We start from the raw sequence: 22084 nt of genomic DNA on the forward strand, positions 1-22084 counted from the left end.
TATGGATATCTTGATAATTATTGGCTTGATTTTGTTAAATGGTTTGTTTGCGATGAGTGAAATCGCGGTGGTTTCCTCACGTCGGGTTCGTTTGCAGAATGAGATTGATAAGGGAAGTAAACGTGCTAAAGATGCTTTACAGCTGACGGAAGACCCGAGTCGTTTTTTATCAGTCGTGCAGGTGGGCATTACCTTAATCGGTATTTTCAATGGTGCAATGGGTGAAGCCTCCTTAGTCACCAAATTAAAACCCATGTTACAAGATTTGCCTGTTATTGGTGTATATGCTGATCAGTTTGCGACGGCTTTAGTGGTGATTGGTATTACTTTTGGGTCTTTGATTTTTGGTGAATTGGTACCTAAACGAATTGCGATGCGATACCCCGAAGCCGTGGCGTATTGGATGGCCAAACCCATGATTATTTTGGCAACGATTAGTTATCCGTTTGTGTGGATTCTGTCTAAAACCACTGACTTTATTTTGAAGATCTTAGGGTTTGGCAAAGAAGAAGGACAGGAATTAACGGAAGAAGATATTAGTGGGATTCTTAAACAAGGGGCTACTGAAGGGGTTTTTGAAAAAACAGAACATGAGATTATGGCAAGAGCCTCTCAATTAGACGATGTGGCGATACAGTCTATTATGACCCCAAGAAATGAAGTGCATTATATTGATTTATCACATACGTTGGATGAGTCTTTGGAACGTATTGCAGAAAGTCCATATTCACGTTTTCCTGTTTGTGAGAATGGCTTAGATACGGTGTTAGGTGTGGTGGATGCAGGCTCTTTGTTTGAACAAATGATTCGTGGCCAAAAAGTAGATATTCGCTCGTCTATGAAAGAAGTGGTCTTTGTCCCTGAAGTCATTAGTGTGATGGATTTGTTGGAGACTCTTCAGAAAAACCGTGCTGAGATGGCGGTGGTGTTGAATGAATTCGGCGAAGTAGAGGGTGTCGTCACGTTACGAGATATTTTAAAAGTGTTGGTTGGCCATAAGTTACTGAGTAATGAAAACGAAAAAGAAGATGCAATACAAGTGGCTACAGGTGGCTGGATTCTTGATGGTTCGGTCACTTTAGATCAGTTCCGTGAGATTTTTCAAACGGATGTAGAATTTCCAGATGAGAATGAAGAAAGCTATCATACGATTGCGGGCTTTGTTATGGATAATTTGGGACATATTCCCAAACCTGGTGAAAGCTTTGAGTGGAATGGTTACCAGTTTGAAGTCGTTTTAATGAATCGTTTAAGAATAGAAAGAATTTTTGTCAAAGCGATCGCTTAAATAATGAGTCATTTTTTTAAACGTTATTTTTGTATCGGCATACTTAACACCTTGATTCATTGGTCCGTAGCAGGTGCGATTTATTATTGTATGAATGGTTCTCAGGCAATGAGTAATTTACTGGGGTTTGCGGTGGCAACGACGTTTAGTTTTTTTGCGAATGCCTCGTGGAATTTTAAAATGTCACCTACTTTTAAGCGTTATATTTTATTTACCTTGTTTATGGGATGTTTGGCTTATAGTCAAGGTGCTGTGAATCATTATTTTGGCTTACCTTTGATCGTCAGCTTATTTGTATTCTCCCTCAGTAGTTTAGTGTTGGGTTTTTTATACGCACGGTTTATTGTTTTTAAAAGTTAACACACGGGTTAAATATAGCAAACAAGAGGTTGTGTAACGTTAAGGCGTTGATGGGCTGTTTGACGGGTGATTGGGTAATGGTCAGTCTGTGTTGGGTGGCGAATTGTTAAATATAGCAAACAAGAGGCTGTTCAATGTTAAGGTGTTGATGGCTTGTTTGACTGGTGATTGGGTAATGGTCAACGGTATCAAAATAGATGTAAAGTTGGTGGTCTTCAAAATAATCTAATGGCTTTAGGATAAGAAAATAAGCGGTTTTGGTGGGTGGTATGGATAAGAAAGTAACAATTTTTCCAGAAGTGTTTTTGATTAAACCCATGCGTTATCATGATCAAAGAGGGTATTTTCAAGAGTCCTATCAAGAAGAAAATTTTCACGCTTTGGGTATTACACATCATTGGGTACAAGATAATCTTGTGTCATCGAAACATGCAGTATTGCGTGGATTGCACGCTCAAAAACGACATCCTCAAGCCAAATTGGTACAGGTTTTACAAGGAGAAATTTACGATGTGGTGGTGGATATTCGCTTGGATTCGCCTACACTCGGTCAATACTTTTCGGTGTATTTAGATGCTGAACAAGGGTGGCAGCTTTATATTCCAGAGGGGTTTGCACATGGTTATTTGGTGGTGTCGGAAACCGCTTTGGTAATGTACAAAACCAATCGTTATTACGATCCCAGTAGTGAAGTGTGTTTGGCTTGGAATGATCGGGATTTAAATATCAGCTGGCCGTTAGATAGCTTGAAAACCGCCCCTGTCCTATCTCAGAAAGATCAGAGCGCGATTACTTATCAGACATTATTAAACACTTACTAATTAGTAAATAAGCCCGACTCGAGTGTAGAACTAGAATGACATGCCGTCATCACTAAGGCTGTGTCCACGTTTTAGCTATTTCGTCTCACGATAAAATTTATCGCTTGTATCGATTTAATCTTTTTGGAGAATGAGTTTGTCTGATTTAAAAATGGCCTGTGGTGTAAAAAAGCGTCTGTAAACGAGTACCACGGCCAATATGCTCCCCATGCTGGCAGCGGCACACATTAAAAATAAAATAACGATTTGATAACGAACGGCTTGTTCAGGATCGCCTCCTGCAAGGATTTGCCCTGTCATCATCCCAGGTAAACTCACAATACCGACAACACTCATATTATTAATAGAAGGGAGCATTCCTGCGGTAACCGCTTGTTTGGCACATTGACGAAACGCTTCCCAAGGCGTAGCTCCCATGGCTAATAACATTTCAATTTGAGGTTTATCTTGAGCCAATAGTTGGGTGATGCGATGAAATGTGAGTGAAACAGCATTTAAACTATTACCTAATATCATACCTATGATAGGGATGATGTATTGAGGTGAGTACCATGGATGGATATGAAGAACGATATAAAGCCCGATAATCGCCACTATCCAAGCGGTTATCCATACGCTGATTAATGAATCGATCTTTTGACCGCGATAAGTGTATTGGCTTCGAGCAGCGGCTGATAAACCCGCTATCATGGTCATGATCAAAATGATGATAACGACCCACAAAGGATGATCAGTGGAAAAAATATATTTCAGAATAAATCCAATGGCACTTAACTGAACGATGGTACGGATGGCCGCAATCAATGTTTTTTTGGCTAAGCCAAGCTTCATCATAAAAGAGATGAAAATGCTGATACACACCAAACTAGACGCAATGCTTAAATCAATCCAATTAATGTTGTACATGATAAGGCTCGGTATTTAGATGTCCGTGATCCATGGTCCAGATATGTTCAGACATTCTATCCAACTGTTCAGGTAGATGTGAAACCATGATATAAGAACGATCGTTGCTTTGTTCAAACCAATGAGAGATTAAATGTTCCGCATGATCGGTAGAAGCAGGGTCCAGTGCAGCGGTAGGTTCATCGAGTAATAGCACCTGTGGGTTTAACTGTAATATTCTCATCAGGCAGACTAATTGGGCTTCTCCACCTGATAGAGTATGACTATCTTTTTCCAAAAAATTTAAAGGTCGGTCAATTTCTGTTAACATCCTTTCCCAGTTTTCTTTGTTCAATACTCGACGGCGATAGATGTTTAAACGCCAAGGCAAGGAAAGGTTGTCGGCGACCGTTCCTGGCACGAGAACAGCCTGTTGTCGAATATAAGCAATCTGTGTACGATATTTCAAAATATCGTCGGGAGACTGCTGTAAAACAGGCTTTTGTTTCCAGAAAATATCACCTTTAGAAGGCTCGTTTAATAGTGCTAACGTTCTCAGAAAAACACTTTTACCACTGCCAGAGTTACCTTGTAATCCTATCTTAGTGTGAGGAAATAAGCGGATATCGGTGGGTGATAGCAGATCCCCAAAACTTAAATCTCTCGTGAATAAAATAGGTTCATCCATAAGGTTACTCTTTAGATGACAGAAATTAGGCGTTTTTCTTTTGTTTTTTAATTTTTGTTTTAATGCGACTTAATTTTAAAGGCGATAAACGTTCGACAAATACTTTGCCATTTAAATGGTCAAGCTCGTGTTGAACGCAAACAGCCAAAAGTCCATCTGCATCAAATTCAAATGCTTCGCCTTGTTCATCAAAAGCTTTGACTTTAATCTGTGCGGAACGTTCGACTTTTTCATAAATGCCTGGAACAGACAAACAGCCTTCTTCCCAAGGAATTTTCTCCTCGCTCATCCAAGTGATTTCTGGATTAATCAATACGAGTAGATCATTAGCTTCTTCGGAAACATCGATAACGACGATGCGTTCGTGTATATCGACTTGGGTAGCCGCCAAACCTACGCCAGGAGCATCGTACATGGTCTCAGCCATATTTTTTATAATCTCTCTGACACGATCATCGATCTCTTTAACCGGTGCCGCTACTTTATGAAGTCTTTCGTCAGGGTAGGTCAAAATGGGTAATAACATATTTCAAATTATCTTTAAATGATGTTTAATTATACTCCTGAGGCATATAATTCACAAATACTTAAAGGAGTCAACGTCATGAACATCACAGCGATCACGGAAAAAGAATTACGAACCTGTTTGAGATTGACTTTAAATCATGAGATTAAACCTAGTTTTTGCAGAATATTGTTGGCTCATTTTGGTTTTGATGTGTTTGAACAAACAGCCTCTCAGATCGCGTTGCTATCGAGTATGGAGCAGGCTGAAATAGTTTTGAAGCCTTTGACTCAAGAACAAGATGCATTACTTGAAAAAACCATGGAATGGGCCAGTAAGGATCAAAACTTCATCCTCACCTTAGCCGATCCTTTATACCCTAAAAAATTACTTGAAATTAGCGATCCACCGATATTGCTGTACGCTCATGGACATATTGATACCTTGAAAAGACGCATGTTAGCCATGGTAGGTTCTCGGAATGCAACGTTTTATGGCTTATCTAATGCTGAACAATTTGCTAAAAACTTGGCCCCTCATTTTTGTATAGTGAGTGGATTAGCTCGTGGTATCGATGCTTCAGCTCATCAAGGTGCCTTGGCAGCAGGCTGTCCTCAAGCCACGATTGCGGTGATGGCTACAGGTATGAATTATATTTATCCGTCTGAGAATAAGGATCTGGCTCATCGTGTTGCAGAACAGGGTTTGATTGTGAGTGAATATGCACTCGATACCCGTGCCAAAAATTATCATTTTCCTCGTCGAAACCGCATTATTGCTGGTTTATCCGATGGCACTTTGGTCATTGAAGCTAACGAAAAAAGTGGATCCTTAATTACGGCACAATTATCGCTAGATATGGGAAGAGAGGTGTTTGCCATCCCCGGATCGATTCATTCGCCCGAATCAAAAGGTTGTCATGCTTTGATTAAGAACGGTGCGAAACTAGTGGAATCTAGTGATGATGTTTTGCAAGAATTTGATTTGAATGGTTTGTTAATGCAAGAGGAGATGACGTTGAATGTTCAGCCCGCTTTAACGAATCAAGAAGAAAAGTTTTTAAGAAAAATGGGGTTTGAAGCATTAAGTTTGGAAGAGTTGATTTATCACACAGGTATTGATTTGGCAGGCTTAAATGCAAGATTATTCCGTTTGGAGCAGTTGGGATGCGTTAAACGATTGCCAGATGGACGTTATATTCAGTTGTCTCGATAGTGCCGATAAACGCGAACTCTCATTGTTTGAAAGATGTGTGAAAGGGCTTTTAAACAGCGGATGAGAATGGTTGGGTAAGATGACGCTTATCTTTTGATGAACGAGGATGGCGGTGTTGGCTTATCTGAGCATGTCATGATAGCGGGATATGGATAACTATAGAACTCTTTTATAATATTAAATGAGCTGAAAATAATGGATATAGAAAGATGGATAAAAATATGAAAGTCGTATTTGCGGGTACACCAGAATTTGCCAAAGTCGCTTATCAAGCCATTTTAGACGCAGGGTTTGAAGTGCCTTTGGTGATGACCCAGCCTGATCGCCCTGCTGGACGTGGTATGAAATTAACGCCTAGTCCAGTGAAATCTTTAGCATTAGAACATCACGCCCCCGTTATTCAGGTGCAAAGCTTACGTCTTGATGGTCGATATCCAGATGAGGCGGCCCAAGCCAAGACCATGTTAGAGGCTTTGCAACCAGATGTGATGGTGGTGGCAGCTTATGGTTTAATTCTACCCAAATGGGTGTTGAGTCTGCCAAAATACGGCTGTTTGAATATTCATGCGAGTTTACTGCCTAGATGGCGAGGAGCAGCACCCATTCAACGTGCCATTGAGGCAGGTGATGCTGAAACAGGTGTGTGTATTATGCAAATGAATGAGGGTTTGGATACAGGCGATGTATTGCTTCAAAGAACCTTGCCGATTGAGTATAAAAATGCTGCCCAGTTACATGATGAATTGGCAGTATTGGGAGGTGAGATGATTGTTGAGGTTATGAAGTCTATCGATGAAATCAACGCTCAACCACAGCCAGAAGTAGGTATCACCTATGCCCAAAAACTCACTAAGCAAGAAGCTCAACTAGACTGGAATGAATCAGCAAGCACTTTAGAACGTAAGATTCGTGCGTTTAATCCTGTCCCTGGAGCCAGTGTGTCACTTAAAGGAGAACGAATCAAAGTCTGGGCCTCTCAAGTACTAGACGAACGAGCAAATCAACATCCGATAGGTGAAATTATCCAAGTAAGTGAGCAAGGGATTGATGTACAAACGGCTCAAGGTGTGTTACGTTTATTGGAATTACAAAAACCAGGTGGAAAACGTCAGGCAGTAGATGTTTTTGTGCGAGGCTGGCATTAAATCTATCTGATAATTAAAAAAAGCCCAAAGCGTCAAGCGATGGGCTTTTTTAAAAACGATGGTAATTTTATTCTACGACAGGCGTTGCCCATAAATCGTATTCATCAGAGTCGGTAATATCACAGGTGACAATATCGCCAGGGAAAAGCTCATATTCGGTATCAATAAAAACATTTCCATCAATTTCTGGTGCATCACCCATTGAACGACCAATGGTTAAGCCATCTTCGGCGATTTCATCGACTAAAATCTCCATACGTTTGCCAACTTTTTGTTGTAAACGTTGGGTAGAGATGTCTTGTTGATGCTCCATAAAGCGTTCCCAACGTTCTTGTTTTACTTCTTCGGGAATTTGATCGGGTAACTGATTGGCTTGAGCACCCTCGACATTCGAGTATTGGAAACAGCCTATGCGGTCTAACTGTGCTTCATCTAACCAATCTAGTAGATATTGGAAATCTTCCTCAGTTTCGCCAGGATAACCCACGATGAACGTTGAACGGATTGTGAGATCTGGGCAAATGCTTCGCCATTGTTTAATACGTTCTAACGTTTTCTCCTCAAAAGCAGGACGTTTCATTGAACGTAAGATTTTGGGACTGGCATGCTGAAAAGGAATATCCAAGTAAGGCAGAATCTTACCTTCAGCCATTAAAGGAATAATATCATCTACGCTGGGGTAAGGGTACACATAGTGCAAACGAACCCAAACGCCAAGTTCTCCCAAAGCTTTGCATAGCTCATCTAAGCGTGTTTTCATCGGACGACCGTTCCAGAAACCACTACGATATTTTAGATCCACACCATAAGCACTGGTATCTTGTGAAATCACTAATAATTCTTTGACCCCTGCATTGACCAGTCTTTCTGCTTCCCCCATAACATCGCCAATTGGGCGACTGACGAGTTTGCCTCGCATAGAGGGGATAATGCAAAACGAACAGCTATGATTGCAGCCCTCAGAAATTTTGAGATAAGCATAGTGACGAGGGGTCAGTTTAATGCCTTGAGGGGGGACTAAATCGGTAAACGGATCATGTTCTTTGCTGGGTGGAGCGACTTTATGGACAGCACGTACTACTTCCTCGTATTGCTGAGGACCTGTCACCGCCAAAACGCTTGGGTGGACATCACGAATCGCCTGTTCATCGCCACCCATACAGCCTGTGACGATCACACGTCCGTTTTCAGCAATCGCTTCGCCGATAGCATCAAGTGATTCTGCTTTGGCACTATCGATAAAACCACAGGTATTCACCACGACAACGGCAGCGTCGTCATAATCGGAAGAAATTTCATATCCTTCTGTGCGTAACTGGGTCAAAATACGCTCAGAATCAACTAAGGCTTTGGGGCAGCCTAGACTAACAAAACTAACTTTTGGATTGGCCATATTGATTTTAATTATTTAAAGATGATGGGGGAATTATAACGTTTTATCCTCTTTGACAGTAAAACTTTAGCGTGAAAATAGGCGTTATAGGGTATGATAGAGTTTAGTAAAATTTATTTATATTGAATTTATGGCAACTTTAGTTCCCTTATCTTCATTGATTTTAGAGGTATCTGACTGTATTCGTTCGGTTCAATCAGGTGCTTCTTTAAACGATGTGCTACCGAAAGTCACTCATCGAGCCGCTACGCAGTCCTTAGCTTTTTATGTATTAAGACAATACTATCTTTGTCAGAAGATTAAGGAACAGTTGTTGACCAAAAAATCTCCCAATCCCAAGTTTGATAGCCTACTATTGGTATCGATAGCCTTGTTGTTACCCTCAAAATCGCCTGAAGCACCTGTTTATGCTGAATTTACAGTAGTGGATGAGGCGGTTAAAGCCTGTTCTCGTCATCCCAAAACAAAACCTTTTAAAGGTCTGTTAAATGCGTGTTTACGATCGTTTTTACGTTCAAAATTATCGATGATTGAACAAGCAGAATCGTTAAGTTTAGAAGCAAAATATGGATTTCCAATTTGGTGGCAAAAACGTTTGGAACAAGACTATGGCGAACAACGTTTTGAGATAATGGAGCGTTTGTATACGCCAGGTCCAATGGTGTTAAGGGTGAATCAACGTGTTTGTACACCTGAGCGTTACCTTGAAAAACTCCAACAAAATGGTATGAATGGCCGTTTGGTAGGCGATTCGGGGATTATTCTGGATCAGGCTTGTCCTGTTGATAAACTCCCTGATTTTGAAAAGGGAGCTTGCTCGGTTCAAGATTCGGGTGCTCAATTGGCCGCGACATTATTACCTTTGCAAAAAGGTATGCGTGTGCTGGATGCGTGTTCTGCACCAGGGGGTAAAACGGCTCATTTACTAGAACGTGAGGATATTTCTTTGACTGCTTTGGACATTGATGCTAAACGTATGGAAAAGGTACGTCAAAATCTAGAACGCTTAGGGTTGATGGGCGATCGAGTTTGTCTTAAAGTCGCCGATGCAGCAAAATTAGAGACTTGGTGGGATGGTGAATGTTTTGATATGATTTTGGCGGATGTGCCTTGTACAGCTTCTGGCATTGTGAGACGACATCCAGATATTCGTTTGCTGAGAAAAGAAAGTGATATTGCCCAAACGGCTTCCTTACAAAGAGAGATAATAAGCCGTTTATGGCAGGTGCTGAAACCGGGCGGTACACTACTTTATGCGACTTGCTCGATTTTTAAAGAAGAGGGGCCAGAACAGTTGGAATATTTTAAAACGTTGGCAGGTATTGAACTGATAGAACAACGGCAGTTGTTGCCTAGCGTACATGACGGATTTTATTATGCCAAATTCCAAAAAAGAGCTTAAACATTTTCCTTTTAAGCGTTATGTTTTTTTGTTGTGTTCGATAGTGCTGATGGCGGTTGTATTAGCTTGGCCTAGCGGTGAAAGCAATGAAAAAATATACAGCATGATTGATATTAAACACGTAACGGTCAATCAAGACCATCGAAATTTTTATCTATCGGTAGAGGCTGATTTGAGCTTGCAAAAAGAGTTGTTGATAGCGGTTCAAAGAGGCGTGCCTTTGTCTTTTACTTATGAGTTGGAAATTTATCGAAAAGAAGCGGGTTTGAGTCAGTTATATCGCACGCAGAAAAAAGTGTGGACGATTTATCATCATGTGTTATTGAAACAATGGTCGATTCAAACCGATCGTGTCGTGGATATTGAATTATCGTTAGAAGATTGTCTCAAACATTTAACTTCTTTGAGACGATGGGCAATTGGGACCTTAGACGCTTTACCTGACGGTCAGACGTATGAGGCAAAAATAAGGTTATATCTAGATCCTACTTTATTACCCAGAGCTTTTGAATTTGATGTGTTAAGTAACCCTAATTTATCGTTAAAAACAACATGGAAAACGTTCGAGATCAAAAGTCCCCAAGATTAAGACTGATGGTGAATTGGTGCTTGAGGGGCTTATTAGTTTTTGCTGTCGCATTTAGTGTTTTCTTAATTGGTGCCTTAGTCACGGCCACAGGAAATGATACCTACTTTAGTGAATATTTCTTATGGTTATTAGGCATTATCGGCTTCTTGGCGGTGGTGTTGGCTGCATGGGTGGTATTTTTGTTAGTACGGATGTATTGGTGTCTGAAAACAAACAAATTTGGTTCCAGAATTACAGCAAAATACGCGTTGTCTTACGCGGCGATTGCCATTATTCCAGGTGTGCTGATTTATTTGGTTTCTGTTCAGTACATGACGCGTTCGATTGAATCTTGGTTTAATGTCAAGGTAGATAAGGCATTGGAATCGGGTATTGAACTGGGACAAAACCTACTCGATACACAAATTGCAGATTTAAAAGCTAGGGCTAATGCGATTAATGCAGATTTGATTGGGGTGAGTGAATCGAAACTGTTATCGACCTTATTGCAATCGAGAGATGCAATGGGGACCTCTGCTGATGCGATGGTTTTTTCGTTTCCGGGTAACCGAATTTTAGCGTTTACGGGTGGGAATTTTGGACGTTTATTGCCGTCTTTGCCTCCTGTATCGGTACTGAATCAGGTAAGGGTATCTAGAGAATATGCACGTGCTGAAGTCGTGGACGGCTCTGATCCTAATCATCCTATTATGCAAATCCGAGTGGTGTTGCCTGTTTTGTCCAGTAGTTTGGGATCTGAGGGAAGTTTAGGCGGTGCCAGTAGCGAAAGTTATTGGTTACAACTGACTATTTTGATTCCCCAAAATTTAAGTGATAACTTAACGCAGGTCCAAAATGGTTTTCGCGATTATGAGGAATTATCTATCTCGCGACATGGCATGCGAAAATTGTTTTCCGTTGCATTAACGGTGGTGTTGATGTTAACGATTTTTATGGCGGTTTCGGTTGCACTCAGAATGGCTAAAAGACTGGTAGAGCCTTTATTACAGTTGGCAAAAGGTACGCATGCTGTGGCTAAAGGACAGTATGAACTATTGCCCAAAGCACACTCAAATGATGAAGTTGCCCAGTTAACCGAAGATTTTAACCTTATGGTCAATCAGTTAGATGAGGCCAGACAAGAGGTCCAAACAAAGCAAACTCAGTTAGAAGAAAGTAATCTGCATTTAGAAAGTATTCTGGAAAGCTTGTCTTCAGGGGTTATTGTATTTGATAGCCAAATGCGTGTGACGATCATTAATCGGGCAGCAGAAGTGATTTTAGAAGAAGATTTAAGTCAGTTGCCAGGTAAGCCTTTGACCAGTCTTGAATCGATTTCTGAGTTTGCAAAAGAGGTGTCTTTGGCGTTTAGTATTCACAAAGAAAATGATAATCATCAACCTTATTGGCAAGAACAGATTGAAATTCACGGGCAACAACATGCAAGTGGCGTGGATAAAGGGATTGTCTTGCTGATGAGAGGAATGCAGTTAGTCACTACGCATGATGAAATCGGTTACGTTTTGGTATTTGATGATATTTCTAGCGTGATCGCCGCCAACCGCGTGGTCGCGTGGGGTGAGGTGGCTAGACGTTTGGCTCATGAGATTAAAAATCCTTTGACCCCCATTCAACTGTCTGCTGAAAGAATTAGCATGAAGTTAGAAAGTAAACTGGATGAGAAAGATAGTGAGTTTTTAAAACGTTCGATAGGTACGATTGTGAACCAAGTCAGTTCGCTTAAACAAATGGTCAATGATTTTAGAGACTATGCCAAAACTCCCGAAACGACCTATCAAGCGGTAGATTTAAATGCCTTAATTGTGGATGTGGCAAGTTTGTATGGATGGGATCCAAAAGGGCATGCGGGTTCAGACAATCCTTCCGCTATTATGTTGGATTTGGATCCGCATATTCCTTTTGTGGAGGGAAACGAAAATCAACTGCGTCAGGTGTTGAACAATCTATTGGGTAATGCAAAAGATGCTTTGCAAAATGTTGTGTTGTCACAAGAAGAAGCCGGTATTGTAATCCGTACTCAGTTATTGCAAGATGAACAAAGATCGGTGGTGAAACTGGTGATCGATGATGTCGGCGAGGGATTTAATCCTGAATTTTTAGACACGGCTTTTGAACCCTATGTTACGAGTAAACCAACGGGAACAGGATTGGGCTTGGCGATTGTTAAAAAAATTATTGAAGAACATGGTGGTAAAGTGGAGTTATGCAACCGTCAGGTTAAGGGTGCAAGGGTCACAATTTTGTTCTTAAAGCTTATAAAGTCAGTATAATGTGCTCGAGCATGGTTATAATCTATACTCGAGACTAATCATTTAATGAATAATTGTTTGTAATTAGAAGGTTGTAATATGGCCAGAATTCTGGTAGTTGATGATGAAATTGGTATTAGAGAATTACTTTCTGAAATTCTTTACGATGAGGGGCATACCGTTGAGTTAGCAGAAAATGCGACTCAGGCTAGATTGGCTCGTCAGCAATTTAGCCCAGACTTAGTCTTGTTGGATATTTGGATGCCTGATACAGACGGCGTAAGTCTTTTGAAAGAATGGTCTGCTCAAGGATTGTTAACGATGCCAGTGATTATGATGAGTGGTCATGGTACGATAGATACGGCGGTAGAAGCGGTTAGAATTGGTGCGACGGCTTTTTTAGAAAAACCTATTGCATTACAGAAATTATTAAAAACAGTAAAAGAAGCATTAAGTTCTGGCATGGTATTAAGAGCGAATCAAATACCATCAGCGGCTGCGATTAAGGAAGTTTCGCCAGTGACCTCTATTACTGAAGGTGTTATGGGCAAAAATGCGTTCTTGGGCGATACGATTGAACAAACAACAACTTCAGAAGTCGCTAATGCACCGTTAATCGAGTCAGATGTATCGACGTTAAGTGATGATGTATTGGTCAGCTCAGTCGGTTCTATTAATCTTGGACAAGAGTTAAGATTGGCTAGAGATCAGTTTGAGCGTTTGTATTTTGATTATCATTTGGCAAAAGAAAACTTTAGTATGACACGCGTCTCTAAGAGTACAGGTTTGGAGCGTACAAACTTATATCGTAAGTTACGTCAATTAGGTATTGATACCAAGCGTAGTCGAAAAGACTAATAAGGATGTTTGATGATGAGAAAGCCAGCAGTAAGGTTGCTGGCTTTTTTATTTCAGTAAGACAATGTCGCTGAATCCTTGCCTACCCTCAACGCTTAAAGAGGATTCGCCCTTAAACCAGCCTATCAAGAATACAAACATGCTTGCACCCCTGCCACCACTTGCGACGGATGAATAAGCTGATAAAAAGGGGGGTAGGCATGTCCTTATCCTTAAAACAGCCTATCAAGAATACAAACACGCTTATATCCCTGCCACCACTTGCGACGGATGAATAAGCTGATAAAAGGGTGGTGAGGTTCGCCTTTAAAACTGTGTGGAACAGCTCTGTAGCTAAACACCGCCTTGATAATTAATTTGTCGCCATGCTTCATACACGACAACGGCGACAGCATTAGAAAGATTTAAACTTCTTGAATTAGGTTTCATTGGCAGTCGAATAGCCTGTTCTCGTCCGATAATTTCCCATTCTTCAGGTCTTAATCCCGATGTTTCGCGTCCAAAAATAAAACAATCGTTTTCTTGGAACTGAACGGATTGTGAAAATGTTTTGCCTTTTGTTGAGATAGCAAATAGGCGGTCTTTGGGGGCTTGTATAAACTGAATTGCTGAACGCAGATCATCATGAACTTTAATGTCAGCCCATTCATGGTAATCCAGTCCTGCACGTTTAAGACGTTTATCATCCAGTTGGAAACCCAGAGGACGAATAAGATGAAGATTAGCTCCCGTATTGGCAGCTAAACGAATGATATTGCCTGTATTGGCGGGGATTTCTGGCGAAACTAAAATAATATTAAACATTGTTAAAATTGGCTACGTGCGATAACGAGGCCATAAATAGTTTGTACACCTGATGATTGTAACGCTCTTGAGGCTAAATGTAATGTTTTTCCAGTTGTGTAAATATCATCAACTAAGATAACGGTTGGATGCGGTACCCAAGCATCGCAATAGTATTGACTTTTATCCTTTGTAAAACGTTCTGATTTTTTAAGAGAAGACTTTTTTTGGTTCCCAATACGTTTTAAATATCCCGTGGCTAAAGGAAGCTGAAATTTCTTGGATAAGTTTTGAGCAAATACCTGTGCTGGATTATATCCTCGTTTATAAAGAGAACGTGGATTGGTGGGAATGGGGATGAGTACGGCATCTTGGGGTAGGGTAAATAAATGAGCCTCTTGCTTTTCCCAAGCAAACTGTGCAAACGCCTGTGCAAGATGGGTGGCTTGTTGATTTTTAAATTGCCAAATCAGATAAGACCAAGGTGGTATGTAATCAAATAGATGGTAGAGTTGTTTGATTTGGGTGAGGCGTTGTGAACAGTTAGGGCAACGTTGACGAATGAGATAAGCATGACAAAATGAACAGCGAGGGTGCTGGATATGTTGATCTAACAGTGTTTGCGTACAATGAGAGCAGAAAAAACCTTTATGACTTTTGCCTTGGCAAATAGGACAAGAGGATGGAATGAGGTTCAAAAATGAAAAGAGATTCATTTTGCGAAAGTTTTTGTATTTGATTAAAATGATTTTAAAAAAGCAGTGATGCGTGATCAAGATAAGATAGGATAAATATGTCAGATACTCATGAGTTGCCCATTCATCCCGTATGGGTTAAACAGCAGTCCGAACGACGTTCAGGAAATCAAGATGCTGATTTTTTCTACGATGAAATTGCACAGCGTTTAATGGAGAAGTTAGATCCCATTGTGATTAATGTTCAGCATTTGGTCGATATGGGGTGTCATGAGGGACAGCGTTATGAAACACTAAGACAAAAGTTTCCCCAAGCTCGTTATACAGGGGTGGATATTAGTTCGCGAGCATTGGAAAAGGCCAGAAAACGTTGTCGTCCTGCCAGTCTCATCGCTCGCTGGTTAAAGAAAACACCGGTGACGTTTTTAGAGCATGATATGGCTAAGACAGACATTGCACCTGAGTCGGTGGATATGATTTGGTCGAATTTAAGTTTGTTTTGGCACCCTAGTCCTGAACGAGTGTTTGCTGAATGGCGGCGTATTTTGCGTCCTGAGGGGTTATGTTTGTTTACTACATTGGGGCCAGGAAATTTTCTTCAGTTGCGTCAAGCCGTCGCCGATGCACAGCTGTCTAGTCGTTTAATGCCTTATACGGATATGCACGATCTGGGTGATATGTTGGTCAATGCAGGATTTAGCGATCCTGTCATGGAGCAAGAGGTGATTACCTTGCAATATAAAAAACCAGAGACTTTGTTAAAAGATGTTTATGCTCTCGGTGGTAATGCTAGTAAAGGACAGTCGCCAGGCTTGAAAGGACGAGGTTTTTATCAAAAACTTTGTCAAGCTTTAGAAGCCCAGAGAAAGCCAGATGGTTATTTGCACTTGGACTTGGAAGTGGTTTACGGACATGCTTGGCGTGCCAATATGGTTCAAAGAGGGCCATCGGAAGTAGGAATTTCACTGCAAAGCATTCAAAAACGGATGTTTTAATAAGGTGCATTAAAAAAACCCTTAATCAAGGTGACTAAGGGGAAACATAATCAGGAGAAATGTCGTTGATTACTGAGGAGGATTAGGATAATTTCTTATCTTCTGTTTTTTTGTCTTGTTCAGCGGCATCGGCTGCAAGTTTTTGCTCATACAAACCTTGGAAGTTAACTTCAGCTAGGTGTAATGGAGGCAATGACGCACGTGTGATTAAATCAGCTACGTTCGCACGTAGGTATGGATAAATCATCTGTGGACAAACAATGTTTAATAATGGATCTAATTGATCTTCAGGAATGTTCTCAATCGCGAAAATAGCGGCTTGCTCTGCTTCGATCAAATAAAGTGTTTTGTCGTTTACTTTTGTTGTTAACGTTACACGAACCGTTGCTTCATAAATCGTATCTTCAACTTTTGTGTGAGCAACGGCTAAAGAAATATCGACATGAGGTGCTTCTTGTTCTAAGAATACTTTCGGTGCATTCGGTAATTCCAAAGACGCATCTTTTAGATAAATGCGTTGAAGTGCAAAAATTGGTTCTTTCTTTTGTTCAGCCATTTTTGGGTTCCTCTTAATGTAAAAGTGTATCTAATTTGCCTTGAGCATCAAGGGCATAAAGATCATCACAGCCTCCCACATGTGTGGTGCCAATGAATATCTGTGGAACGGTCGTGCGTCCCGAACGTTCAATCATAACATCTCTTTCAGATGGAAGACTGCTAATATCTATTTTAGTTATATTGGTCACGCCTTTTGATTCTAGTAAAGCAAATGCTTTTTGACAATAAGGACAAGTGGGTCTGTAGTAGATAGTAACAGCATTTTTCATATTTTTAACCTCTTTTTAGGGGTAAGTTTGCTTTTTGCCATGCAGAAATACCACCTTGTAACACGTAAACTGGACGATTAGGATCGAGCTTTTCAATGGTCTTAGCCACTTTAAATGCCTCACGATCAAAAGCATCTACTAATATGATAGGCTTTTTTGCATTAAATTTCTTTAGTTGTGTTTCTAAGTTTGAAACATCTAGGTGTTTAGACGTAGCAATTGCAACAGATTTAAAGGCTTCTTCCTTACGAATGTCTAATAATAAGGCCCCTTCTTGATTACATAGTTTAATAGCATCATTAGGGAGAATGCCTAATTTTGACATAAATGGACTGCCTTTAGATTGCACAGCAATCATGATTAAGGCAATGATTAAAATTAAGGCCCACGCCCATGTGTAATTAAATGTAAGAAAACTCACGTTTCACCTCTTGCTTACGGTAAAATATTTTAAAGTCTTTAGTATAACGGAAATTGAGATGTATAAACTTGTATTAATGCGTCATGGCGAAAGCCAATGGAATTTGGAAAACCGTTTCACTGGGTGGGCCGATGTCGATTTGACTGAAAAGGGCCGAGAACAGGCTCGCAACGCAGGTAAATTATTATCGGGGTTTCGATTTGATAAGGCCTATGTGTCGATGTTAAAACGTGCGATTCGTACCTTATGGATAACATTGGACACCATGGATTGCATGTATATTCCTGTCGAAAAAAGTTGGCGCCTAAATGAACGTCATTATGGTAATTTGCAAGGATTGAATAAGGCGGAAACGGCACAGAAGTTTGGAGACGAACAGGTTTTGATTTGGCGTCGTTCTTATTCTATTGCCCCACCTGCTTTGCCAGAGGATGATCCTAGACATCCCAAGTGGGAAGAACGTTATGCACACGTACCTCAAGATGCTTTACCCTCAACAGAATGCCTAAAAGATACCGTTGCACGCGTGTTGCCGTTATGGAATGAACAGATTGCTCCCGATATTAAAGCAGGTAAGACTATTTTGATCACCGCTCATGGTAATAGTCTAAGGGCTTTAATTCAGCATCTGGATAAGATGAGTGAAGAAGCGATTTTGGCATTGAATATTCCAACAGGACAGCCATTGGTTTATGAATTGGATGAGAATTTAACGCCTATTCGCCATTATTATTTGGCCGATCCAGAGGAAATTGCCAGAGAGTTAGAAGCGGTAAAAGCCCAAGGCAAAGCAAAATAAGTCGTGTTAAAAAGTAATGCGTCATGCTATCAATGACTGATGAACAATTATTAAGATACGCTCGCCATCTTAACTTAGATGATATCGGTATAGATGGGCAGGAAAAACTACTCAAGGCCCGTGTATTGATCGCGGGTCTGGGTGGATTGGGGTCGCCAGTGGGGATGTATTTGGCGGCAAGTGGTATCGGACAGTTAGATTTGGTGGACTTTGATACGGTTGAGTTATCGAATTTACAAAGACAAATCATCCATACAACTGAATATATTGGTTGGTCAAAGGTCCAATCTGCTGCTCATACCATCGCTTCACTGAATCCAGAAGTACGGTGTTATTTGCACACGCAAAAACCTAATTCTTTGGCTGATTGGTTATCTTTGATTCAATCGGTGGATTTGGTCTTGGATTGTACAGATAATTACCCCACGCGGCAGATGATTAATCAGGCTTGTGTTGAGTTGCGTAAACCGTTGGTGTCGGCGGCTGCCATACGCTATATGGGTAATATTTTTATGTATAACCCGTTTAAGCCTGAAAGTGCGTGTTATGCCTGTTTGTTTGATGAAATGGAACAGGTACAAACTGATCGATGTGCGACGATGGGGGTGTTGTCGCCTTTATTGGGGGTGATGGGCAGTATGCAAAGTATCGTGGCCATTAACTATTTGACGCAAGGACGAGATCTTAACAATAGAATGTTGATGTTAGATGCGAAAACGTTAACTTGGCAAACGCTGATGATTCCTAAACGTGAGCATTGTTCAATCTGTTCAAAACCAACAAAATAGCTTAAACGATAAATCATGTACTACAAATGAAAACTATTTTTATTTGAATTCATTGACTTATGATACACATTGAAAGGAAAAAAACTTGAGTCCTTAGTTTTTAAGCTTTACAATGTGTCCAAGTGATTTGAAATAGATTGGATTGAAACTAATCTTCAACGTATTTTTTAATGAGGTATAAACATGCAAGGTAATAAAGAAGTATTAGATTGCCTAAATAAATTGTTGGCAGGCGAATTAGCGGCTCGTGACCAGTATTTCATTCATTCTCGTATGTATGAAGAATGGCACTACACTAAGTTAGCAGCACGTATCGGTCATGAAGTAGATGATGAAACTTCTCATGCTAGCGATATTATCAAACGTATGTTGATGTTGGGTGGTACACCTAATATGACTCCAGCTCCGATCAAAGTAGGTACTTGCCCTAAAACTATGTTGGAAGCTGACTTGGAAGTAGAGTACGAAGTTCGTACAAACTTACAAGATGCGATTGCATTATGCGAGTCTAAGAAAGACTATGTCACTCGTGATATTCTGTTAAAACAATTAATCGATACAGAAATTGATCATGCTCACTGGTTAGAACAACAGCTTGGCTTGATTGAAAAAATGGGTATCCAAAACTACCTACAATCGATGGCTCAGTAAACTTAACGGTGAAATGTTGAGAATAAAAAGCCGCCCATTGGGGCGGCTTTCTTAATGGGATATCTCAAATCAATCGGATAGTCAAAAAATAACTACCTCTATGCCTGAGAAATCACTATCCCTATACCAACGCTTTATTCGTAATCTTTTGCCACGCGAGGCTGATCGGGGTGTTGGATCAGATCTTGAAATGCCTTGGATGCGGGGAGATTGAGATTAATATTTTTAGGTGGAATGGGCTGTTCAAACCATTTTGTATAGTAGCTTTCCAAGCGTCCTGAACGAATAATTTGATCAATAGCTTGATTGACCAAATCTTGTAACTCACTATCCTCTTTGGGCAGTGCCAATGCATAAGGTTCATCGCTGTAAAGCTCGCCACTGATGCGATAATCTTGAGGGTTCTGTGAATTAGCGATAAAGCCAGAAAGCAATACATCGTCCATAAAATAAGCATCAGCCTTACCTAAGGTCACCTGATTAAACCCTTGGGCCAATGTTTGGGCAGGGATAATATTCATGTGCATATGTAGGTCTTGATTGGTCTTAGAAAGCCATGCTAATGGTCTGGTTCCTGCGGTTGACGTGACGTTTTTGCCTTTCAGATCCTCAAGCGTGACAATCGGGCTTTTGGCAAGGGTGACAAAACGAATACTGGTGATAAAAATAGCGGGGCTAAAATTCACCATTTTTTGGCGTTCTTGAGTATTGCTAATATCGCTACACAGTAAATCAATACGATTATCCGCCAAAGCAAGCAGACGATTGGCGTGTGTGACAGGATAGTAGGCGACTTTTAGCGGTTCATTCAACGACTTGGATAGTTGCTCGACCACATCTTTGCACACATCGATTGAATACCCCATAGGTGTTTGATTGTCGAGGTTTTCGCTGTCAACATATGAAAAAGGAATGGCGTTATTGGTGTATCCAAGATAAATGGTTTTAGTCTCTTTAATCTTGTCTAAACGCGTGCCTGCCTGTGCGGGCAAAGCGGCGATTAATGTACTAAGACCGAGTGTCAACGCAAGGTGAGAAAATTTCATCATGAACTCCCATACAAAAACGTTCTCGTTTTATGAGGCGTTTTTCAGTAGTTTGGCAGCTTCAATGGCAAAGTAAGTCAAAATGCCATCGGCACCTGCACGTTTAAAACATAACAATGATTCTAAGATCGATTTTTCACGATTTAGCCAACCTTTCTCAAAAGCCGCGACCATCATGGCATATTCGCCAGAGACTTGATACGCATAGGTAGGCATTTTGAACGTATCTTTGACCTCACGCAAAATATCAAGATAAGGTAAACCAGGTTTGACCATGACTAAATCAGCACCTTCTTGAATATCTAAGGCCACTTCATGTAGTGCTTCATTTCGGTTAGCAGGGTCAATTTGATACGTGCGTTTATCGGCTTTGCCTAAATTCGCAGCTGAAGCGACTGCATCGCGAAATGGTCCATAGAATACACTGGCATATTTGGCAGAATACGCCATAATCATGGTGTTAATAAATCCATTATCTTCTAAAGCACGACGAATCGAACCAATCCGTCCGTCCATCATATCGCTAGGAGCAACGTAATCGGCTCCCGCTGCTGCATGAGTTAACGCCTGTTTAATTAAAATTTCTACGGTAATGTCATTTAAGATATAACCGTTTTCGTTAATCACACCATCTTGTCCATGGCTGGTATAAGGGTCTAAAGCAACGTCTGTCAATACACCAAGATTAGGAAATTCTGATTTTAATAGACGAACGACTTTTGGAATCAGCCCATCGGGATTCGTTGCTTCAATCCCATCAGGCGTTTTTAATGACGCATCAATAACGGGGAAAAGAGCTATCACGGGAATACCCAAATCAACACATTCTTGAGCGATAGGCAATAAAGTATCTGGCGAATATCGATTCACGCCTGGCATAGAAGGAACAGGTTCAATGACCCCTTTGCCTTCACGAACAAAAACAGGGTAGATGAGATCGTTAGGGGTTAATACATTTTCTTGTACCAAACGTCTGGAAAAGTCAAATTGACGATTGCGACGTGGACGAATATAAGGAAATTTGGATGTTAATATCATGGTACCACCTGTGGAGAAATCCAATTTAAAATTGCATCATTAGCTTCTTGAATACCGATTCGATTAGAAGCTGAAAAAGGAATGGTTTTGAGATCGCCAAGTTTGCTGAGTTGCTGGTTCACCTGTGCAACCGCTCGAACTCTTTGTCCATAAGGCAATTTATCGGCTTTAGTTAGTAGAACGAGTACAGGTTTGCCAGTCGGTGCGATCCACTGGGCTAGTCGTTGGTCGAGATCCGTCAAGCCGCGACGAATATCAATTAACAAAACAATCCCTGCTAAGCTGGTGCGTTCTTTTAAGTAGCTTCCTAGCACATCCGCCCATTCTTCATGGGTGTTTTTGGCAACGGAAGCAAAGCCATATCCAGGTAAATCGACTAGAAAGCCAAGAGGACTTTTGGGATTCAAAGGGTCGGGAATGCCAAACATATTGATCAGCCGAGTGCGACCAGGCGTTTTACTGGAAAACGCAAGACGTTTTTGGTTAGTGAGAACGTTAATGGCAGATGACTTCCCGACATTCGAACGTCCTACAAAACATACCTCAGGGGCATGCGGTATCGGCAATTGGTTGAGTTTGGCAGCCGATATGAAAAATGAAGCACGATGTAAAAGAGACACAAGAAATTAATTTATATCAAAGG

25 protein-coding genes are annotated in these 22084 nt (G+C 40.8%); 13 read left to right on the plus strand and 12 right to left on the minus strand.

Features of this window, described 5'->3' with window-relative positions:
* Position 1: 1 nt before the first annotated feature.
* The 3 genes from IX83_RS00915 (at position 2) to rfbC (ending at position 2469) form a co-directional block, all read left to right on the plus strand.
* On the plus strand, positions 2-1288 hold the full coding sequence (locus IX83_RS00915; protein ID WP_038498106.1) for a hemolysin family protein: 1287 nt from the start codon (positions 2-4) through the stop codon (positions 1286-1288).
* A gap of 3 nt (positions 1289-1291) precedes the next feature.
* A complete protein-coding gene (locus tag IX83_RS00920) occupies positions 1292-1648 on the plus strand; it encodes a GtrA family protein (protein ID WP_038498109.1) in 357 nt (118 codons plus the stop codon).
* A gap of 269 nt (positions 1649-1917) precedes the next feature.
* Positions 1918-2469, plus strand: coding sequence for a dTDP-4-dehydrorhamnose 3,5-epimerase (rfbC, locus tag IX83_RS00925; RefSeq protein WP_038498112.1), 552 nt, complete (start codon positions 1918-1920; stop codon positions 2467-2469).
* A gap of 114 nt (positions 2470-2583) precedes the next feature.
* Here the strand turns inward: rfbC and IX83_RS00930 are convergent, their stop codons facing one another.
* From IX83_RS00930 to def, 3 genes are read right to left on the minus strand one after another with little or no spacing between them, the layout of a single operon-like run.
* Positions 2584-3375 (minus strand): ABC transporter permease, encoded by a 792-nt coding sequence (locus IX83_RS00930; RefSeq protein ID WP_038498115.1) that lies wholly within the window; start codon positions 3373-3375, stop codon positions 2584-2586.
* A complete protein-coding gene (locus IX83_RS00935; RefSeq protein WP_038498118.1) occupies positions 3362-4042 on the minus strand; it encodes an ABC transporter ATP-binding protein in 681 nt (226 codons plus the stop codon). The genes IX83_RS00930 and IX83_RS00935 overlap by 14 nt, the downstream gene beginning before the upstream one ends.
* 25 nt (positions 4043-4067) lie before the next feature.
* Entirely contained in the window at positions 4068-4568 is a 501-nt protein-coding gene (gene def, locus IX83_RS00940; protein ID WP_038498121.1) for a peptide deformylase, read from the minus strand.
* A gap of 78 nt (positions 4569-4646) precedes the next feature.
* On the opposite strand from def, the gene dprA reads away from it, so the two are divergent.
* Both dprA and fmt read left to right on the plus strand, forming a co-directional pair.
* Entirely contained in the window at positions 4647-5762 is a 1116-nt protein-coding gene (gene dprA / locus IX83_RS00945) for a DNA-processing protein DprA (protein WP_038498124.1), read from the plus strand.
* A 221-nt stretch (positions 5763-5983) separates the two neighbouring features.
* On the plus strand, positions 5984-6907 hold the full coding sequence (gene fmt / locus IX83_RS00950; protein ID WP_038501367.1) for a methionyl-tRNA formyltransferase: 924 nt from the start codon (positions 5984-5986) through the stop codon (positions 6905-6907).
* A 67-nt stretch (positions 6908-6974) separates the two neighbouring features.
* Here fmt and rimO read toward each other — a convergent pair whose 3' ends face one another.
* Positions 6975-8300 (minus strand): 30S ribosomal protein S12 methylthiotransferase RimO, encoded by a 1326-nt coding sequence (gene rimO / locus IX83_RS00955; RefSeq protein ID WP_038498127.1) that lies wholly within the window; start codon positions 8298-8300, stop codon positions 6975-6977.
* 130 nt (positions 8301-8430) lie between these two features.
* On the opposite strand from rimO, the gene rsmB reads away from it, so the two are divergent.
* The 4 genes from rsmB to IX83_RS00975 all read left to right on the plus strand — a co-directional run bounded on the left by rsmB (position 8431) and on the right by IX83_RS00975 (position 13398).
* On the plus strand, positions 8431-9702 hold the full coding sequence (gene rsmB / locus IX83_RS00960; RefSeq protein WP_038498130.1) for a 16S rRNA (cytosine(967)-C(5))-methyltransferase RsmB: 1272 nt from the start codon (positions 8431-8433) through the stop codon (positions 9700-9702).
* Entirely contained in the window at positions 9677-10291 is a 615-nt protein-coding gene (locus tag IX83_RS00965) for a DUF4390 domain-containing protein (protein ID WP_158074720.1), read from the plus strand. The genes rsmB and IX83_RS00965 overlap by 26 nt, the downstream gene beginning before the upstream one ends.
* 5 nt (positions 10292-10296) lie before the next feature.
* Positions 10297-12561 carry a sensor histidine kinase gene (locus tag IX83_RS00970; protein ID WP_051918996.1) on the plus strand — a complete coding sequence of 755 codons (2265 nt, stop codon included), beginning with the start codon at positions 10297-10299 and terminating at the stop codon, positions 12559-12561.
* A gap of 78 nt (positions 12562-12639) precedes the next feature.
* Positions 12640-13398, plus strand: a complete 759-nt coding sequence (locus IX83_RS00975; RefSeq protein WP_038498136.1) for a response regulator — start codon at positions 12640-12642, stop codon at positions 13396-13398.
* Positions 13399-13731: 333 nt separating this feature from the next.
* On the opposite strand, the gene IX83_RS00980 is transcribed toward IX83_RS00975, so the two are convergent.
* Positions 13732-14202 (minus strand): tRNA (cytidine(34)-2'-O)-methyltransferase, encoded by a 471-nt coding sequence (locus IX83_RS00980; protein WP_038498139.1) that lies wholly within the window; start codon positions 14200-14202, stop codon positions 13732-13734.
* Positions 14203-14204: 2 nt separating this feature from the next.
* Positions 14205-14897, minus strand: coding sequence for a ComF family protein (locus IX83_RS00985; protein ID WP_077315931.1), 693 nt, complete (start codon positions 14895-14897; stop codon positions 14205-14207).
* A gap of 77 nt (positions 14898-14974) precedes the next feature.
* On the opposite strand from IX83_RS00985, the gene IX83_RS00990 reads away from it, so the two are divergent.
* Positions 14975-15871, plus strand: a complete 897-nt coding sequence (locus tag IX83_RS00990) for a methyltransferase domain-containing protein (protein WP_038498142.1) — start codon at positions 14975-14977, stop codon at positions 15869-15871.
* Positions 15872-15953: 82 nt separating this feature from the next.
* Here IX83_RS00990 and secB read toward each other — a convergent pair whose 3' ends face one another.
* From secB to IX83_RS01005, 3 genes are read right to left on the minus strand one after another with little or no spacing between them, the layout of a single operon-like run.
* Entirely contained in the window at positions 15954-16427 is a 474-nt protein-coding gene (gene secB, locus IX83_RS00995; RefSeq protein ID WP_038498145.1) for a protein-export chaperone SecB, read from the minus strand.
* A gap of 13 nt (positions 16428-16440) precedes the next feature.
* A complete protein-coding gene (grxC, locus tag IX83_RS01000) occupies positions 16441-16698 on the minus strand; it encodes a glutaredoxin 3 (RefSeq protein WP_038498147.1) in 258 nt (85 codons plus the stop codon).
* A 4-nt stretch (positions 16699-16702) separates the two neighbouring features.
* The gene (locus tag IX83_RS01005; RefSeq protein WP_038498150.1) at positions 16703-17119 is read right to left on the minus strand and encodes a rhodanese-like domain-containing protein; all 417 of its coding nucleotides are present in this window, start codon (positions 17117-17119) and stop codon (positions 16703-16705) included.
* A gap of 58 nt (positions 17120-17177) precedes the next feature.
* Here IX83_RS01005 and gpmA point away from each other — a divergent pair, with 58 nt between their 5' ends.
* The 3 genes from gpmA (at position 17178) to bfr (ending at position 19357) form a co-directional block, all read left to right on the plus strand.
* Positions 17178-17918, plus strand: coding sequence for a 2,3-diphosphoglycerate-dependent phosphoglycerate mutase (gene gpmA, locus IX83_RS01010; protein WP_038498153.1), 741 nt, complete (start codon positions 17178-17180; stop codon positions 17916-17918).
* Between the two features lie 23 nt (positions 17919-17941).
* Entirely contained in the window at positions 17942-18706 is a 765-nt protein-coding gene (locus IX83_RS01015) for a HesA/MoeB/ThiF family protein (protein ID WP_236620615.1), read from the plus strand.
* A 183-nt stretch (positions 18707-18889) separates the two neighbouring features.
* Entirely contained in the window at positions 18890-19357 is a 468-nt protein-coding gene (gene bfr, locus IX83_RS01020; RefSeq protein WP_038498159.1) for a bacterioferritin, read from the plus strand.
* Positions 19358-19491: 134 nt separating this feature from the next.
* Here bfr and IX83_RS01025 read toward each other — a convergent pair whose 3' ends face one another.
* Genes IX83_RS01025 through yihA form a run of 3 tightly spaced genes read right to left on the minus strand, consistent with a single transcriptional unit; the run spans position 19492 to position 22061 of the window.
* On the minus strand, positions 19492-20406 hold the full coding sequence (locus tag IX83_RS01025) for an amino acid ABC transporter substrate-binding protein (RefSeq protein ID WP_051919002.1): 915 nt from the start codon (positions 20404-20406) through the stop codon (positions 19492-19494).
* Between the two features lie 27 nt (positions 20407-20433).
* Positions 20434-21441, minus strand: coding sequence for a porphobilinogen synthase (gene hemB, locus IX83_RS01030; RefSeq protein WP_038498162.1), 1008 nt, complete (start codon positions 21439-21441; stop codon positions 20434-20436).
* A complete protein-coding gene (yihA, locus tag IX83_RS01035) occupies positions 21438-22061 on the minus strand; it encodes a ribosome biogenesis GTP-binding protein YihA/YsxC (RefSeq protein ID WP_038498165.1) in 624 nt (207 codons plus the stop codon). The genes hemB and yihA overlap by 4 nt, the downstream gene beginning before the upstream one ends.
* Positions 22062-22084 lie beyond the last annotated feature (23 nt).

The sequence above is a fragment of the Basilea psittacipulmonis DSM 24701 genome (genome assembly GCF_000743945.1).
GTDB lineage: Bacteria > Pseudomonadota > Gammaproteobacteria > Burkholderiales > Burkholderiaceae_B > Basilea > Basilea psittacipulmonis.